We start from the raw sequence: 14,835 nt of genomic DNA on the forward strand, positions 1-14,835 counted from the left end.
GCATCTGACGTAATGAGGCTTCGCAACGAGACCGATGCCCCGATGATGGAGTGCAAGGCCGCGCTGGCCGAAGCCGGCGGCGATTTCGAGAAGGCGAAGGCGCTCCTGCGCGAAAAGGGGAAAGCCGCGGCCGCCAAGCGCGCCGACCGGTCCACCGCGGCGGGCGTCGTCGCGTTCGCCTCGAGCCCCGACGGGAAGACCGTGGGCGGCTTGGTCCTTGAGTCCGAGACGGACTTCGTGGCCAAGAACGAGATGTTCATCGAGGCGGCCCAGAAGCTTGCCGAGATGTTCCGCGACAACGATCCCGGGCAGGACCCCTACGCCGTGTCCGCCCAGGGCACCACGGTGCGGGACATCGTGGACGAGCTGGTCGGCAAGATCCGAGAGAACATCCAGGTCACCCGGGCCATCCGCCTGACGGGCTCCAACCCCATCGCGACCTACGTGCATCACGACAAGACCAAGGGCGCAGCCGTCGAGCTGGCCGGCGATGCCTCCAACGCGCTGGACGCGGGCTTCAAGGTCGCGGTCCAGACCGTGTCGAACCCGCCGCAGTTCATCGCGAAGGACGAGGTGCCGCAGGAGAAGATCGATCGCGAGATGGAGATCGAGGTTCAACGCGCGCTCAACGAGGGCAAGCCCGAGAACATTGCAAAGAACATCGCCATGGGCCGCATCAACAAGGAGTACCTCAAACAGGTGGTCCTGCTCGAACAGCCGTTCTATGCGGACGCCGCCAAATCGGTCGCGCAGTACCTCCAGGAGGAGGCCAAGGCCGGCGGCGGATCGTTGAGTGTGAAGTCGTTCACCTATCTCGCCGTCGGCGGAGGGTCTTAATCCTCCGATGATCGAGCGTCGCCCCTTCAAGCGCGTGCTCGTCAAGCTCAGCGGCGAAGCCCTCGCGGGCGGTCTGGGCGCGGGTCTCGACTCGGAGACCCTGGCCTACATCGCCCGCGAACTGGCCTCCGTCCACTCGAAGGGCGTGGAGGTGGCGGTCGTGGTCGGGGGCGGCAACTTCATCCGTGGAGACGTGTTCTCCTCGGAGGGAGGCATCGACCGCACCGTCGCCGACCAGATGGGCATGCTCGGCACCCTGATCAACGCCCTGGCCCTCCAATCGGCGATCGAGAGCGCGGGGGTCCCCACGCGGGTCCAGTCGGCGATCGAGGTGAGCCAGGTCGCGGAGAGCTTCATCCGCAGGCGCGCGATCCGCCACCTCGAAAAGGGCCGCGTCGTCGTGTTCGCGGCCGGAACGGGCAACCCATACTTCACCACGGATACCGCGGCGGTCCTGCGGGCCCTCGAGATCGAGGCGGGTTGCCTCATCAAGGCCACGAAGGTGGACGGCGTGTACGACAAGGACCCGAACAAGCACGAGGGGGCGACCCGGTTCGAGACCGTGCAGTTCACCGAGGCGATCAGCCGCCGCCTGGCGGTGATGGACCAGACCGCTTTCACGATGTGCCGGGAGCACCGCCTTCCGATCATCGTGTTAGACTTCAACACTCCCGGATCCATGGTCCGGGCCGTCCAGGGAGAGCCTGTGGGCACTCTCGTAGGGGGTGAATGATGACGCCAGATCAGATGCTGAAAGATGGAGACCACCGCATGCAGCAAGCCATCGAGGCGATGCTGCACGACTTCGCGAGCTACCGCACCGGACGGGCGAATCCCGCCGTCCTCGAGCGCGTTCACGTCGAGTACTACGGCGTCGAGACGCCGATGAACCAGATCGCCAACATCAGCATCCCCGAGCCGCGCCAACTGATGATCACGCCGTACGACAAGTCGTCGCTCGCCAACATCGAGCGGGCGATCCTCAAGAGCGATCTCGGCATCAACCCGACCAACGACGGCCAGAACATCCGCCTCAACTTCCCCGCAATGACCGAGGAGCGGCGCAAGGAGATGGTCAAACAGGTCAACACGCGCTCGGAACAGGCGTGCGTCGCCATCCGCAACGTCCGCCGCGACGTCATCGAGCACCTCAAAGCCGCTGAGAAGGAGAAGGAGCTCAGCGAGGACCAGCTCCGCTCGTACGAACACAAGGTCCAAGAACTCACCGACAAGCACGTCGCCCACGTCCACGAGCTTCAAAAGCAGAAGGACGCGGAATTGATGGAAGTTTAGGGGAGTGTCGACACTCGACACTCTCCCCAAGCATGTTGGGATCATCATGGACGGCAACGGCCGATGGGCGCGGTCGCGCGGCCTCGGGAGGCTGTTGGGCCATCGAGAAGGCTACAAGACGCTGCGAGGCGTGCTGCTCGACGCCTCCGAGCTGGGCATCCGCTACTTGACCGTGTACGCCTTCTCCGCCGAAAACTGGCGCCGCCCAGAGGAGGAGGTGTCCGGCCTCATGAAGCTGATCGAACGCGCCGCGCGCGACGAGCTGCGCATGATGCACCAGAACGGGGTTCGGGTCGAGGCGACCGGGCGGATCCACGAGCTGCCGTCCGGACTCCAGGAGGCGCTTCGCGAAGGCATCGAGACCACCCGCCACAACACAGGGATCACCTTCACCCTCGCGGTGAACTACGGCGGACGCGCGGAGATCGTCGATGCGGTGCGCACGTTGATCCACGACGGCGTGGAGGAAGAGGACGTCGACGAGGGCGCGATCTCCGAACGCCTCTACCACCCCGAACATCCGGAGCCCGACCTGATCATCCGCACGGCGGGCGAGATGCGCACGAGCAACTTCCTGCTCTGGCAGGCCGCCTACGCCGAACTCTACGTGACCGACACCCCGTGGCCCGAGTTCGGCAGAAAGGAGCTGGAAGCCGCTCTCGAGGCCTACGCCAAACGCACGCGCAAGTTCGGCGCCGTCGTGGAGTAACCGATTCCCGATTCCCGGGTGCCACGCCCGCCAGACGGGCGTGCCATCCTACCCCCCGAACACCATGGCCGATCCGAAGTGGCCGGTCGCTCCCACCAGAAACGAAGCCAGGGCCAGCAACAGCCAATAGCCCCGGCTCGACAACGGACCGCGACGTCGCCACAGCACCACACCCGCCATCGTGGCCGTCGCGGCCAAGGCCAGCGTCACGTGGACGCGAACGAAGTCGAAGCTGAACCCGAGTCGAAGGAATGCCGCCAATCCGGTGGGCACCACGACCGCCGTGGCCAACGATCCGCCCACCATGTTCCAGAAGCCGGCTTGTCGCAGCGTCGGGTTCCGTCGACCGGCGCCGAGCGCATCGAGGAGCGCTCCGAACAGGAAGAGGGCGATCGGAAAGTGCACCAGCGCCGGGTGGAACGAGTGCGGCGGAATGAGAGGCGGCGGAGCGCTGGGAGTGGCCCTTGGGGCCGGAGTCGGCGGGGCGACCGTCGTCGAATCGGCGGGAGGGTCCCAAGGGGGCGTTTCCGGATGGCTCTCAGGATCGCCGGGAAGGGTGCCCTGACGAATCTCGTCCCCGTTCAACCAGCCATCCTGATCCGAGTCCTTCGACTCGATCGACGCGAGCATCGCGACGGTCAGCTCTCTCGTGTTGTTCGCGCGAAGTGCCGCCTTGAGGTCGAGCCCATAGCTGTTGTGCTGAGGAGGCGTCGTGTGGCAGATGCGGCACGCCGCCGCGCCGGTGGCACTATCCGCCGAGACCTTGTAATGCTCGACGAAAAGCGCGAGAAACTTCGGGCGGGCGTGAACCTGGCCAAACGCGGCAAGCAACGCGATGGTGAGAAAGACCCGCATGGTGCCGCCCGGATTGGAGGGTGAGCGGGGTGCAACGTCGAGGCACCCCGCTCGGGACCCGGGAGGCTATTTGCCGCCGGCGCGAATCGCGGCGGGCGTCTTCACCGACTTGGCGACGCCCTTGGCGTACTCGGCTTCCTTCCCTTTGAAGGAGCCTTCGCAATCGGCGCAGCAGATGTAGTAGCGCACCCCGTTGAAATCCGCGTAGAGACCCGCCTTGTCATAGTTGGCGATCGTCTCGTGGGACACCGGGCAGACCAAGGACTCCTTGGCCGGTACGGCCGCATACTTCTTCATGTTCTTGTCGAAGGTGGCCTTGTTGGCTGCGGTCTCGAAGTAGTAGCGCTGGCCGCCGAACTCGCTCATCCCCTTCGCCTTCATCGCCTCGATGCGGTGGTGGGACACGGGGTCGAACAGGAACACCCCGACCGTCTTGCCTTGGATCTTCTCCGCTTTAAGGGCGCCTGCCGGGTCCTTCTGGAACGTCGCATCGCAACCCGCGCAGCAGAACTCGTACTTGGATCCCGCGAATTCGACCACCGGTCCCTCTTTCGCAGCGGGTCCTCCCATGATCGGGCACATCGTCGGTTTGGCGTCTTGCCCGGGCGCAAGCATGATGAGCGTGGCAAATAATGTGGTTAGCATTCCTCGTCTCCCTCGGCACAAGTCCGTGCCAATGCCTATTCTAACCCTCTCCGAGCGCGGATTGTTCCGGCGGCCTTCAAGAGTCACCCGACTTGCATCGTTGCGGCGAGCCTGCGGCAGAACTCCTCGAGCGACTCGCGAACCGGTCGCATCGGAGCGATCCCAAGCTCGATGAGCTTCTCCGTGGACAACACGCTGTACGCCGGTCTGGGTGCAGCCGTGGGCCACTCCGACGATTCGATGGGCTCGATCGCGACCTCGACTTCGCGCTGTTGGAGCATCTTCGCGTAGGCGGCCACGGTGAGGACCGCGAACTGGTGCCAGCTCAGTTCCTCCGGTCCCACCGCGTGGAGAACCCCTCCTTCGGGGTCCCGCTCGAGAAGATCGGCCAGCACGCGCGCAAGATCCACGGTCGAGGTCGGCGAGCCGATCTGATCGGCCACGACGCGAAGGGACTTGCCGCCCAACCAAGCCCGGAGGATCGCTTTGGGGAACGAGTGGCCTCCGGTCCCGTACAGCCAGGCCGTCCGCACGACGAGATGACGGGGGTCGGCGGCAAGCACCGCCTCTTCGCCCAGCCGCTTCGATCGGCCGTACACGCCCAGGGGATGCGTGGGCGCGTCTTCGTCGTACGGGACGCTCGACCGACCGTCGAACACGAAGTCGGTGCTCACGTGCAGCAGGCGCATTCCGGCGAGCGTGCACGCCCGCGCCAAGTAGCTGGGAGCGAGGGCGTTGAGCTCCATCGCGAGGTCCGTCTCCTGCTCGGCGCGATCGACCTGCGTGTAGGCCGCGCAGTTCACGCACCAAGTTCCCTTCCAGCGCCCGGTCGCGATCTGCGCCACCGATTCGGGGTTGCGAAGATCGAGCTGCGTGGGCGTGGGCGCCTCGACCCGGTAGCCCCTGGCTTCGAACTCTCGAGCGACATCTTGCCCCAACATGCCGGAGGCGCCGACGAGCACGACCGCGAGGGGATTCTCCATCGTCAGCTCGTCACCGCTTCCCCGGCGTAGGCGATGACCGCCTGGGCGAATTCAAGCGTCGTCGCCTGGCCGCCCAAGTCGACGGTCAGGGTTTTGGACTCCCTGCACACCCGCAGTACGGCCGCCGAGATCCGGTCCGCCATGTCGGCCTCCCCCAGGTGGCGCAACATGAGAACGGCGCTCAGCAGCAGGGCCGTCGGGTTGGCGATTCCCTTCCCGGCGATGTCGGGGGCCGACCCGTGCACGGCCTCGAACACCGCGCAGTCGGTTCCGATGTTCGCCCCCGGCGCGAGGCCCAGGCCGCCGACCAGGCCCGCGCACAAATCGCTGACGATGTCGCCGTAGAGGTTCTCGGTCACCAGCACGTCGAAGCGCTCGGGGCGGATGACCAGTTGCATGCAGCAGTTGTCGACGATGACGTCGTCCACCTGAAGGTTCGAATAATCGCGCGCCACATCATAGAACTCCTGGAGGAACATGCCGTCCGTGAGCTTCATGATGTTGGCCTTGTGCACGGCCGTGACGCGTTTGCGGCCCTGTCGGATCGCCATGTCGAAGCTGTACTTGGCGAGGCGCCGGCATCCCGGCCGCGTCACCACCTTGACGGCCTGCGCCATGTCGGGATGGGGCTGGAACTCGATGCCCGAATAGAGCCCCTCCGTGTTCTCGCGGACGATGACGAGGTCGATCTCTTTGTTCTCGAACGGGCCCTTGACTCCCGGGATCGTGCGCGCGGGACGAACGTTGGCGAAGAGGTCGAGCGCCCGGCGCAGGGTCACATTGGCGCTGGAGTGGCCGCCTCCGCTGGGCGTGGTGGTCGGGCCCTTGAGCGCCACGCCGATTTCGCGAATCGCATCGATGGTCTCGGGCGGGACGGGAGGTTTCCCCTTCTCGATGGCCGCCAAACCCGCATCGAGGCGGACCCAATCCGCCTGGAAACCGACCGCCTCGAGGATCTCCACCGTCGCCGCGGTGATCTCGGGTCCGATGCCGTCTCCGGGAAGCAGGGCGATACGCCGTTTGGTCATCGTGTGATTCTGGCGGATTTCCCCATTTCCAAGCGATGAGCGGGCACGATGGCTTGGGCGAAACCGCGGGAATTCCGGCGCGTCCCTTATAATGAACGTATCGCAACGAGGCGAAGACCATGAAACTACTTCGAACAACCGCCATTATCGGGTGCCTGGCCATGCTGTGCTCGGGTTCCATGGCCCAGGGTGGGCTTCTCGGCAAAGACAAGGGGAAGGGGAATCCGCCTCAGAAGTCTTCGCCCCCCCAGAAGTCGCCTCCGCAGAGATCTTCGCCCCCTGAGAAGGCCCCGCCGCAGCGCTCCTCGCCACCGCAGAAAGCGCCGCCCCGCAACGATCCGCCGCCAAGAGGCAACCCTCCTCAGCGCAACGATCCGCCGATCCAGGTCGGCAATTCGGGCCGGGGCGATCGGGGCAACCCGCCGCTGGGACGCATCGATCGCGGCCAAGCCGACACGACTCCGCCCCGAAACATCGGGAACGACGACCTCCTTGGACGGCGCAACGACGATTCGCGAAGCGGCCGGGTCAGCTATGGCACGGTGAACAACGTCAACGTCCGCAATGCGAACCCGCAGTCGTACCGTGGCGGCAGCAGCACGATCATCGACGTCCGCTCGGGTTCGCTCGAGTTCCAGGTTCGGCGGGAAGACAACGTCCGCTACGCCCACCGGTATCGCTCCGGGTACGTCCAGTACGACTCGCGCTGGTGCGACGACTTCTTCTACTACCCGTACTACTCGTTCAACCCGATTCCCAACCAGTGCGTCATCTCGCCCTGGTACTACTATCCGCAGTTGCCGGGCTACCTGTCGTACAACCGGATCATGGTCATCAACACGAGGCCGTGCGTGTTCATCGGCAACGTCTACAACTGGTCGCGTCCGGCGCGATACGGCGACAACTACGGATACGGATACGGCTCGACCCGCTCCGACCTCGACTACGCGTTGGATGACCTGGTGAGCGCCTTCGAGCGCAGCGACCGGCGCGCCATCGGACGCCTGGTGCCCTATCGCGGTCGGATCGACATCGCCCTCGAGGGTCAGTTCGCCTACTCGTTGAACGCCGACGACTTCTACGACATGTATCTCGACCTCGTGCTGTCCACGAGGACCCTCAGCTACGATATCCTCGACGTGCGAACCTATCGCGACGAGGTGACGGTGCTGGCTCGGCACGACTACGTGGATCCGTGGGGACGCAACGACCGCGTGTACCACTACTACCGGCTCCGGCGGGATCGAAACGCCTACTTCATCAGCGAGTTCGGCACCAGCCAGAACCGGTTCAACTACTAACGTCGTTTGTCGTTGATCGTTGGTCGTTTGTCGTTCCGGACGATGGACGACAAACGATCAACGATAAACGACTCAGTGCATTTCCTTGTCGCCGTACAGCGTCTGGACGTACGCGATCTGGCCTTGGTGGTACACGAAGTTCCACCGCGGATAATCCATCATCTCGGGCATCGTGAAGTCCCGGCCGCCATCGTAGGGCAGCCACTTCGTCTCCGCCAACTTTGAATCCGGCATCGACCGGAACATCGCGAAGAGACTCTCGAGGCGGCGGTCACACTCTGCCTTGCAGTCGGCCACGGTCTTCCACTGCTCCTGCTCGCGCTTGATCGCCGCGAACGTCTCCTCGTTCCACTCCGGTTGCTCTTTCCCTTCGATGATGTCTTGGCACCACGTGGGGCACATCGCAAGCTCGCGCGCCTGGTCCAGCACCGAGCGGCCGACTTCCAACGGCGCCCAATCCACCTTGTCCTCGGGGACGGCGGCGGCGTAGCGGAAGGCCTCATCGGCCGCCTTCCGCGTCGCATCGATCATATAGTCTTGAAGTCTCAAGGGATTCCCTCCTTCACGTGCATAGACGTGTGTCTACTATCATAGAGGAACGCCGCCAAGGGAGTCAAGGCCCTGTTGGTCCTTCGTCCTTCGTCCTTAGGCCTTGGGCCTTGGGCCTTGGGCCTTGGGCCTTGGGCCTTGGAAGGGCCCCACTCCGCGCCTCTGCGCCTCTGCGTGAAACCCCTCCCCTTGCGCCCTTTGCGTTCCTTGCGTGAAACTCCCCCGCGCCTCAGCGTGTGCGTGAAACCCACTCCGCGGGCGGCCCCCCTAGAGCTCGATGCCCAGCACGTCGCAGAGCCTCGACAGATCCTCTTCCGAGTAGAACGGAACGACGATCGAGCCTCCGCGCTCGTCGCCGGTGAGGCGCACGGGGGTTCCGAGCCGCTCGGAGAGCGCTTCCCTTACCGCGCGCCAACTTGGATCCACATCCGCAAGCTCCGCGGCCTTCTTGCGCGGCTTGGTGGCCGTCTTGGGGCGAGACGCTTCCTCGGTCTGCCGCACGGAGAGCCCGCGGCTCACCACCTGGTCGAACACCGCCAGGCGCTGGGCGTCGTTGTCGAGCTGGAGCAGCGCTCGGGCGTGACCCTCGGAGATCGTTCCCTTCTCCAGTCCCTCGAGGATCCGCTTGGGGAGGCGCAGGAGGCGCAGGGTGTTGGCGATGGCGGGCCGGGACTTGCCCACCCGGTCCGCAATCTGCTCCTGGGTGAGACCAAACTCCGCGACCAGCTGCTGGTACGCCTTCGCGCACTCCAGCGCGGAGATGTCTTCCCGCTGGACGTTCTCGATGAGCGCGAGTTCGAGGCTGGTCTTGGCTCCCGCCGAGCGCACCACGATCGGCACGGTCTTGAGGCCCGCCATCTGCGCGGCGCGCAACCTTCGCTCGCCCGCGATCAGCTCGTAGCGTCCCTCGGACAAGGGGCGCACCAACAGCGGCTGCAGGACACCCACTTCGCGGATCGAGGCGGCCAGCTCCTCGAGCGCCGTGTCGTCGAAGTGCGTTCGCGGTTGGCGCGAGTTCGGCACGATCGCGTCCAGGGGCGCCTCGGCCGTCGTGGGATCGGTCTGCTCGCCGATCAGTTGTGAGAGTCCCTTCCCTAACGCGCGACGCATGCTTCCAACACCTCGTCCACCAATGCTTGGTACGCCTCCGCACCCTTCGAATCCGGAAATCGAGTCAGCGCCGGTTCGCCGAAACTGGGCGATTCGCTGATCCGAACGTTGCGCGGAATCACTGCCGCCGCCACCTTCTCCCCAAAATACTCCCGAACCTCTTGCGACACCTGCTGCGAGAGCCGGTTCCGGGAATCGTGCATCGTCAGCAGCACCGGCCCGACTTCGAGGGCGGGGTTGATCCGACGCCGTACCATCTCCACGGTCTTCAAGAGTTGGCTGAGGCCCTCCAACGCGTAGAACTCGCACTGCACCGGCACCAGCACCCGCTCCACGGCGGCGAGAATGTTGATCGTCAGCAACCCCAAACTCGGGGGCGCGTCGATCACGATCCACTCGTAACGATCGCGCAAGGGCGAAAGGGCGTCGCGGAGGATCAGCTCTTTGCCGACGGCGCCCAGAAGGACGGGCTCGGCGCCCGCGAGGTCGAGCGTCGCGGGAATGAGGTCCAGATTCTCCGACACGTGCACCAGCGCCTTCTCGGCTGCATCGGTGCCATCGGGCTCTTCCACCGAAGCGCACAGCACCTCGTAAAGCGTCGACTCGACGGCCTGCTTGTCCACCCCGAGACCCGTGGTGGCGTTTCCCTGGGGATCGGCGTCGACGAGGAGCGTCTTGCGGCCGCGACCGGCGAGCCCGGCGGCGAGATTGACCGCCGTCGTCGTCTTCCCGACGCCCCCTTTCTGATTGACCACACCCCACACCGGCACAAGGTCTTCATTATGGCCGGTCAAGCCCCGATTCCCGATTCCCGATTCCCGATTCCCGATTCCCGGCTCCCGTCACGAAAAAGAGCCCCCGCGAGAATCGCGAGGGCGAGTATTTGGAGAGGGTTGGGGTGAAAAGCGTTAACCCCGGAGCAAATTCAGCACGTTCTGGGGCTGCTGGTTGGCCTGCGCCAACACGGACATACCCGTCTGCTGGAGAATCTGAAGCCGGGTCATCTGGGTGACCTCGGACGCCACGTCCGCATCGCGGATCTGGCTCTCGGAAGCGGTCAGGTTCTCCTGGGCGACCCCGAGCGACCTCAGGTTCGACTCGAGGAAGTTCTTCTGGAACGACCCTAGTTCGCCGCGATGCTGCGCCAACTGCCGGACCGCCTCGTCGATGATCTGCATCGCCTCTTGCGCGCCGGTGGACGTGGTGATATCGATGTCGGCCAACGACTTGCCGGTGACGGCCCCGGTCCCCAGTCGGTTGGCGAACACGATCGGCATCGAGTACTGCACGGACTGGTTGCTGTTGCCCCCGATCTGGAACCGCACCGCCGACGCGGTGAGAACGCCGACCTGCGAAGTCGCGGCCGAGTTGTTTCCGTTTTCCGTGAGGAGCAGGCTGTTGCCGTAGTTGTCCGACAGGCGAAGGCCCGACTCGCCGGGTCCGCGGCCGCCGGTGAACGTCACCGTCTGCACGCCCCCCGTGGTCGTCAGCGCCACGTCGAACACCGCATCCACACCCGTGCTCGAAGCGCTCGAGGCGTTGTGCAGGATGTTCAGCGGATCGAAATAGGTGATCGAGTGCTGCGCGCCGAACGTGTTCTGGTTGAGCACCACGGAAACCGGGCCGCTGCCGCTGAGCTGCGCGGTCACACCGGTCGTCGAGGACATCTCGTTGATCTTCGACACGAGCGTCTGCACGGTCTCGGTTCCGTTGGAGTTGAACGAGTAACCGTTGATCACGAACGAACCCGTCGTCGTCACGATCGCGTTCCCGTCTGCGAAGGAGTTGCCAAGCGTGGTGCTGGCGCGCGTGCCCTGGGTGACACGGGTCATCGTGATCGGGCCGCTCACCACAGGCTGGTTGTTGAACGTGCCGCCCACGTAGATGCTCGAAACGAGGTTGGGCGCGGTCACGTTGGCCAGCGCGCCGGCGGTCCCGTCGAGCAGCTTCTTCGTGCCGAACTGGGTCTGGTTCGCGATGCGGTCGATGGACTGGAGCGACGATCGGATCTGCGTCTGGTTCGCCTGGAGGGTCGCCGTATCGACGACCGCCGTGTTCGCGGAGTAGACCGCGAGGCCGCGCATGTCGCGAATCAGGCGCTGGATCTCTTCGAGGGCCCCTTCCGCGGTCTTGGACATGTTGACGGCGTCCTGCGAATTGCGGACGGCCTGCTCGATGCCCTTGATCTGCGTGCGCATGCCTTCGCTGACGATCAGACCCGCGGGGTCGTCGGCCGCGCTGTTGATGCGCAAGCCCGTCGCAAGGCGACCCACGACGCCGGCCATCTCATCCGACGTGTTCTGCAGATGGCGCAAGGCGTTCATCGCAGAAATGTTGGTGTTGATTCTCAGACTCAAGGGTTCGTCTCCATCCTTCCCAGACTGGCGCAACCTCTTGTCGCGCGCTCTGTGTGGAATCTTCGGCGGAATGTGGAACAAACCTCAGGAAGAGTCTCTGCACGGTTGTTGGTTGGTGGTTGGTGGGAGCAAGAAACCGGCAATTGCCCGCATGCGATTCCGGAGCAAGGCGTGGAACGCACCCTTTGGACGGACGTTGCGGCGCGCCCCGGAGAGAACCATGAAACGTCATCAGCCCCCCTTCTTCCTCGCCTTGCTCGCGGCCCTTTCCCTTGGGGGGGTCGCTTCGGCGCAAGGACCCGTACCCGTACCGTTGGCGGGCCCTTCCTCGATTCGCCCCGTCTCCCTGTCTGGAACCTGGAAGCTCCTGCTCACCGACGACTTGCAACGAATCGCGGACCAAGTCAACCTAGGCTCGGTGACGGCTGAGATTTCGTTCCAACCCGAAGGGACCTTCCGCTACGTGGCCCAAGGGTCGCGCAAGGCCGTCTTCCAGGGCAAGTACGAGATCCGAGGCAACGAGTTCCTGCTTGAGCGCCTTCGCCCCAACGACCCTTGGCCGGAAGGGTGGCCCGCCGCCGCCCGCGGCACGATCGACGGAGTCGGACGACTGACGCTCGAAGGACTCGGGTTCGAACGGTCGTTGACGGAGTTGTTTGTAGGGAGTTGGGTTCTGGACGGCGACAAGGGCACCCGATTCGAGCTGAAGAAGGATGGGACCTTCCTCTTCCGCTCCATCGGCTCCCGGGCCGAATCCCGCGGCAAGTGGGAGGTGCACGGCACTTCGCTCAATATCCGCTACACCGAGATCGACGGCGAGAAGGTCACGTTTGACATGCGGAACACCGCGTCGGTGTCCGACGCTGGGGACTCGTTCCTGGTCGCCGGGAGGTTTCGATATGTCCGCATCGTGGGCTGACGTCCGGCTCACAACCTCGCCGTCAAGAACCCGCCCGTCTTCGGCTCGGTCACACCCGCCAGAAACCGGCCGTTCTCGTCGAACAGCGCGAGACGGGCCCGCCCAGTCTCCGGGGCCAGACGCGTCTTGCCCAGGGCGATCGTGCACGTCTTCCCGCTGCCAAGGTCCACGACGGCCATCGCGCCGCCGCGATCGAGGTCCACGGTCGTCCCGTTCCACGTGAGCTTGTTCCCCGCCACGACGAAACCCGCCTTGGCGCAGAGGGCGCCCATCGCGGGCAACGATTCCGGCGAACCGATGATCAGGGTGTCCGAGAGGTCCTCGGGGAGTTCCTTGAGCCCCGGACCGCTTCGCCGTCCGCCAAGCTCGGCCATCCAATCGGGGTGCGCCGGATCGCGATACCGCTTGTTGGGCATGTGGTTGCGGAGCTGGACCGGTGTCTCGTCCGCTTCGGCCCGCCGCAGCAGCCGCTGCCAGGGGTCGAACGAGACGAGCGCCGGCTTGTCTGCAGCCGGGATGCGGATCGTTCCGCCCGCGGCCGGGACGACGACCCGCGTGAACCTCCGCGCGCCGAGGGGGGACTCCAGCATTGTCTCGAGCGTCAGCCGGTATCCCGGACCCTTGAACACCACGTTTCCGACAACCGCCGAGCCGTCCCAGCGCACATCGGTCACGTCGAAATCGGCCCATCCGGTGCGGCGAATCCACTGGTCGAAGAACCATTTGTGGTCGCCTGCAACCTGGGCGACCACCTTCTCGAAATCCTCCCACTCGCCGACTTGCGGCCGCTTGTGCCGGGCCACCCAAGTGCGGCACGCCTCGACCATCTTGTCGGTGCCGATCTCGTTCTCGAGCATCTGGAGCACCATGCCGCCCTTGCCGTAGCCCAGCGCACTCGCCGCGGGGCCGACCGAAGCGCCCCCATCGGCGCAGGAGGCGGTCAAGTAGGCGGGATTGGGCTCCGCGTCCTGAACAAAGGCGAGGCGTTTCGCCTCGCGATCGCCCGCACCACCTTCCCGATGGAACAGTCCGTCGCTGAACACGGCGAAGCTCTCGTTCCACAGCGAGCGCAGGTACGTGTTGGGGATCATCCCGCCCCACCATGTGTGGGCGGGCTCGTGCGCGTCCTGGTCCGGCAACCAGCCGGTGCCGTACGTGGCATAGCTGTAGGCCTCCAGCGCCCCGCCGCCGTAGACGTCGCTCACCACGGCCCCGTAGCCGTTGAATGGCGACTTCCCAAAGGAGCGTTCGTAGAACTCGAACACCGGCGCGAACAGCTCGGTCTGGAGCTTCATCTCCTCGGGCTCCATCACCATGCTCCAGACGCTGTACACGTGGCCTCGGATCGTCTGGCGATACTCTTTGAAGGGGGCCGCCGAAAGGCTGAAGTAGACGATGGGAAGGTCCATGCGCCACTTCGTGACCTTCTCGTTCGCGCCCTCGACGATGGAGACCCGTTCGCCCTGCGCCACGGCTATCCAATCTTTGGGGTGATGCACGGTGACGGAGTACGGCGAGGCCTGCCTGGCGATCATGGGGTACCAGTAGTCGTTGGCCAACAGGACCTCTTTGTCGCTCACGCTGCCCGCGTAGCGGGGCAGGTCCACCACGCCCGCATAGCGCAGGGTGTAGGTAAAGGGCGCGTTTCCTGTGGGCGCGGGCAGCGACACCACGCCGCCGGCTTGGGCGAACCGCACGGGCTTCCCCTTGGCATCCGCGACCGCGCCGACGCGGAACCACGGACACATGCGGACGAGGAAGCTGCCTCCGCTTCCCTTCTCCCTGCGGAAGGTGGCCGTATCGGTGACGATCGCCTTCTTCGCAGGCAGATCGAACCGGACGTCCAGGTCGTGGCGTTCGACCCGGAATCCAAGGGAATCGAGCTCGGGGACGGAGGCGTCGAGCTTCCCGTTGCGCCACCGGAACACCTGTTCGCCGATGTCCTCGCTGGTGAGCTTGGTGGAGAACACCACGAACACGCCCGGCCCCGCCGCATCCTTCAGTTCGATCGCACGCCACCCGAAGCGGCCGGTGTCGTACGCGCCGTTGTGCTTGAGGAAGTCGAGCGCCTTGGACGCGACCACCGCCGGCGAACTCCACTTTGCCAACCCGGCAACATCGCGCTTCTGCGCCAAAGCGTCCAGTTGGGCGATGGGTGCCTGCGGCTGCAGGAGAAGGAGCGTGACCAGAGCGAGCATGCGTTGAGTATGAACGCCCATTGCACCACCCACGCAGACACAGCCATAATA

15 protein-coding genes are annotated in these 14,835 nt (G+C 65.0%); 6 read left to right on the plus strand and 9 right to left on the minus strand.

The window, feature by feature from the left end:
* Positions 1-12 precede the first annotated feature (12 nt).
* Genes tsf through uppS form a run of 4 tightly spaced genes read left to right on the plus strand, consistent with a single transcriptional unit; the run spans position 13 to position 2,839 of the window.
* Positions 13-837: a translation elongation factor Ts gene (tsf, locus tag M9921_09990; GenBank protein MCO5297175.1), complete on the plus strand. Its 825-nt coding sequence runs from the start codon at positions 13-15 to the stop codon at positions 835-837.
* Between the two features lie 7 nt (positions 838-844).
* Positions 845-1,570, plus strand: a complete 726-nt coding sequence (pyrH, locus tag M9921_09995; protein ID MCO5297176.1) for a UMP kinase — start codon at positions 845-847, stop codon at positions 1,568-1,570.
* Positions 1,567-2,130 carry a ribosome recycling factor gene (gene frr / locus M9921_10000; protein ID MCO5297177.1) on the plus strand — a complete coding sequence of 188 codons (564 nt, stop codon included), beginning with the start codon at positions 1,567-1,569 and terminating at the stop codon, positions 2,128-2,130. The genes pyrH and frr overlap by 4 nt, the downstream gene beginning before the upstream one ends.
* Before the next feature lie 4 nt (positions 2,131-2,134).
* The gene (gene uppS / locus M9921_10005; GenBank protein ID MCO5297178.1) at positions 2,135-2,839 is read left to right on the plus strand and encodes a polyprenyl diphosphate synthase; all 705 of its coding nucleotides are present in this window, start codon (positions 2,135-2,137) and stop codon (positions 2,837-2,839) included.
* 48 nt (positions 2,840-2,887) lie between these two features.
* Here uppS and M9921_10010 read toward each other — a convergent pair whose 3' ends face one another.
* The 4 genes from M9921_10010 to M9921_10025 all read right to left on the minus strand — a co-directional run bounded on the left by M9921_10010 (position 2,888) and on the right by M9921_10025 (position 6,350).
* Positions 2,888-3,694 (minus strand): hypothetical protein, encoded by an 807-nt coding sequence (locus M9921_10010; GenBank protein MCO5297179.1) that lies wholly within the window; start codon positions 3,692-3,694, stop codon positions 2,888-2,890.
* A 66-nt stretch (positions 3,695-3,760) separates the two neighbouring features.
* Positions 3,761-4,339, minus strand: coding sequence for a hypothetical protein (locus M9921_10015; protein ID MCO5297180.1), 579 nt, complete (start codon positions 4,337-4,339; stop codon positions 3,761-3,763).
* An 83-nt stretch (positions 4,340-4,422) separates the two neighbouring features.
* Positions 4,423-5,322: a dTDP-4-dehydrorhamnose reductase gene (gene rfbD / locus M9921_10020; protein MCO5297181.1), complete on the minus strand. Its 900-nt coding sequence runs from the start codon at positions 5,320-5,322 to the stop codon at positions 4,423-4,425.
* Between the two features lie 2 nt (positions 5,323-5,324).
* Positions 5,325-6,350, minus strand: a complete 1,026-nt coding sequence (locus M9921_10025; protein MCO5297182.1) for an isocitrate/isopropylmalate dehydrogenase family protein — start codon at positions 6,348-6,350, stop codon at positions 5,325-5,327.
* Between the two features lie 119 nt (positions 6,351-6,469).
* Here M9921_10025 and M9921_10030 point away from each other — a divergent pair, with 119 nt between their 5' ends.
* The gene (locus M9921_10030) at positions 6,470-7,651 is read left to right on the plus strand and encodes a hypothetical protein (protein MCO5297183.1); all 1,182 of its coding nucleotides are present in this window, start codon (positions 6,470-6,472) and stop codon (positions 7,649-7,651) included.
* Between the two features lie 72 nt (positions 7,652-7,723).
* On the opposite strand, the gene M9921_10035 is transcribed toward M9921_10030, so the two are convergent.
* The 4 genes from M9921_10035 to M9921_10050 form a co-directional block, all read right to left on the minus strand.
* On the minus strand, positions 7,724-8,200 hold the full coding sequence (locus tag M9921_10035) for a hypothetical protein (protein ID MCO5297184.1): 477 nt from the start codon (positions 8,198-8,200) through the stop codon (positions 7,724-7,726).
* 267 nt (positions 8,201-8,467) lie between these two features.
* A complete protein-coding gene (locus M9921_10040; protein MCO5297185.1) occupies positions 8,468-9,310 on the minus strand; it encodes a ParB/RepB/Spo0J family partition protein in 843 nt (280 codons plus the stop codon).
* Positions 9,295-10,080, minus strand: coding sequence for a ParA family protein (locus tag M9921_10045; GenBank protein MCO5297186.1), 786 nt, complete (start codon positions 10,078-10,080; stop codon positions 9,295-9,297). Before M9921_10045 ends, M9921_10040 begins: the two co-directional genes overlap by 16 nt.
* Before the next feature lie 138 nt (positions 10,081-10,218).
* Complete coding sequence (locus M9921_10050) at positions 10,219-11,634, minus strand: hypothetical protein (GenBank protein MCO5297187.1); 1,416 nt, start codon at positions 11,632-11,634, stop codon at positions 10,219-10,221.
* A 253-nt stretch (positions 11,635-11,887) separates the two neighbouring features.
* Between M9921_10050 and M9921_10055 the strand changes: the two genes are divergently transcribed.
* The gene (locus M9921_10055) at positions 11,888-12,586 is read left to right on the plus strand and encodes a hypothetical protein (GenBank protein MCO5297188.1); all 699 of its coding nucleotides are present in this window, start codon (positions 11,888-11,890) and stop codon (positions 12,584-12,586) included.
* Positions 12,587-12,594: 8 nt separating this feature from the next.
* Here the strand turns inward: M9921_10055 and M9921_10060 are convergent, their stop codons facing one another.
* Positions 12,595-14,784: a hypothetical protein gene (locus M9921_10060; GenBank protein MCO5297189.1), complete on the minus strand. Its 2,190-nt coding sequence runs from the start codon at positions 14,782-14,784 to the stop codon at positions 12,595-12,597.
* Positions 14,785-14,835: the final 51 nt, after the last annotated feature.

The organism is Fimbriimonadaceae bacterium (assembly GCA_023957775.1).
Lineage (GTDB): Bacteria > Armatimonadota > Fimbriimonadia > Fimbriimonadales > Fimbriimonadaceae > JAMLGR01.

What these genes read in the sequence shown, in the direction of transcription:
- tsf (MCO5297175.1), top strand. Translation starts at nt 13, where the DNA reads ATGAGGCTTCGCAACGAGACCGATGCCCCGATGATGGAGTGCAAGGCC.
- M9921_10015 (MCO5297180.1), bottom strand. Translation starts at nt 4,339, where the DNA reads ATGCTAACCACATTATTTGCCACGCTCATCATGCTTGCGCCCGGGCAA.
- pyrH (MCO5297176.1), top strand. Translation starts at nt 845, where the DNA reads ATGATCGAGCGTCGCCCCTTCAAGCGCGTGCTCGTCAAGCTCAGCGGC.
- M9921_10025 (MCO5297182.1), bottom strand. Translation starts at nt 6,350, where the DNA reads ATGACCAAACGGCGTATCGCCCTGCTTCCCGGAGACGGCATCGGACCC.
- rfbD (MCO5297181.1), bottom strand. Translation starts at nt 5,322, where the DNA reads ATGGAGAATCCCCTCGCGGTCGTGCTCGTCGGCGCCTCCGGCATGTTG.
- M9921_10030 (MCO5297183.1), top strand. Translation starts at nt 6,470, where the DNA reads ATGAAACTACTTCGAACAACCGCCATTATCGGGTGCCTGGCCATGCTG.
- M9921_10040 (MCO5297185.1), bottom strand. Translation starts at nt 9,310, where the DNA reads ATGCGTCGCGCGTTAGGGAAGGGACTCTCACAACTGATCGGCGAGCAG.
- M9921_10010 (MCO5297179.1), bottom strand. Translation starts at nt 3,694, where the DNA reads ATGCGGGTCTTTCTCACCATCGCGTTGCTTGCCGCGTTTGGCCAGGTT.
- M9921_10055 (MCO5297188.1), top strand. Translation starts at nt 11,888, where the DNA reads ATGAAACGTCATCAGCCCCCCTTCTTCCTCGCCTTGCTCGCGGCCCTT.
- M9921_10060 (MCO5297189.1), bottom strand. Translation starts at nt 14,784, where the DNA reads ATGCTCGCTCTGGTCACGCTCCTTCTCCTGCAGCCGCAGGCACCCATC.
- frr (MCO5297177.1), top strand. Translation starts at nt 1,567, where the DNA reads ATGATGACGCCAGATCAGATGCTGAAAGATGGAGACCACCGCATGCAG.
- M9921_10050 (MCO5297187.1), bottom strand. Translation starts at nt 11,634, where the DNA reads ATGAACGCCTTGCGCCATCTGCAGAACACGTCGGATGAGATGGCCGGC.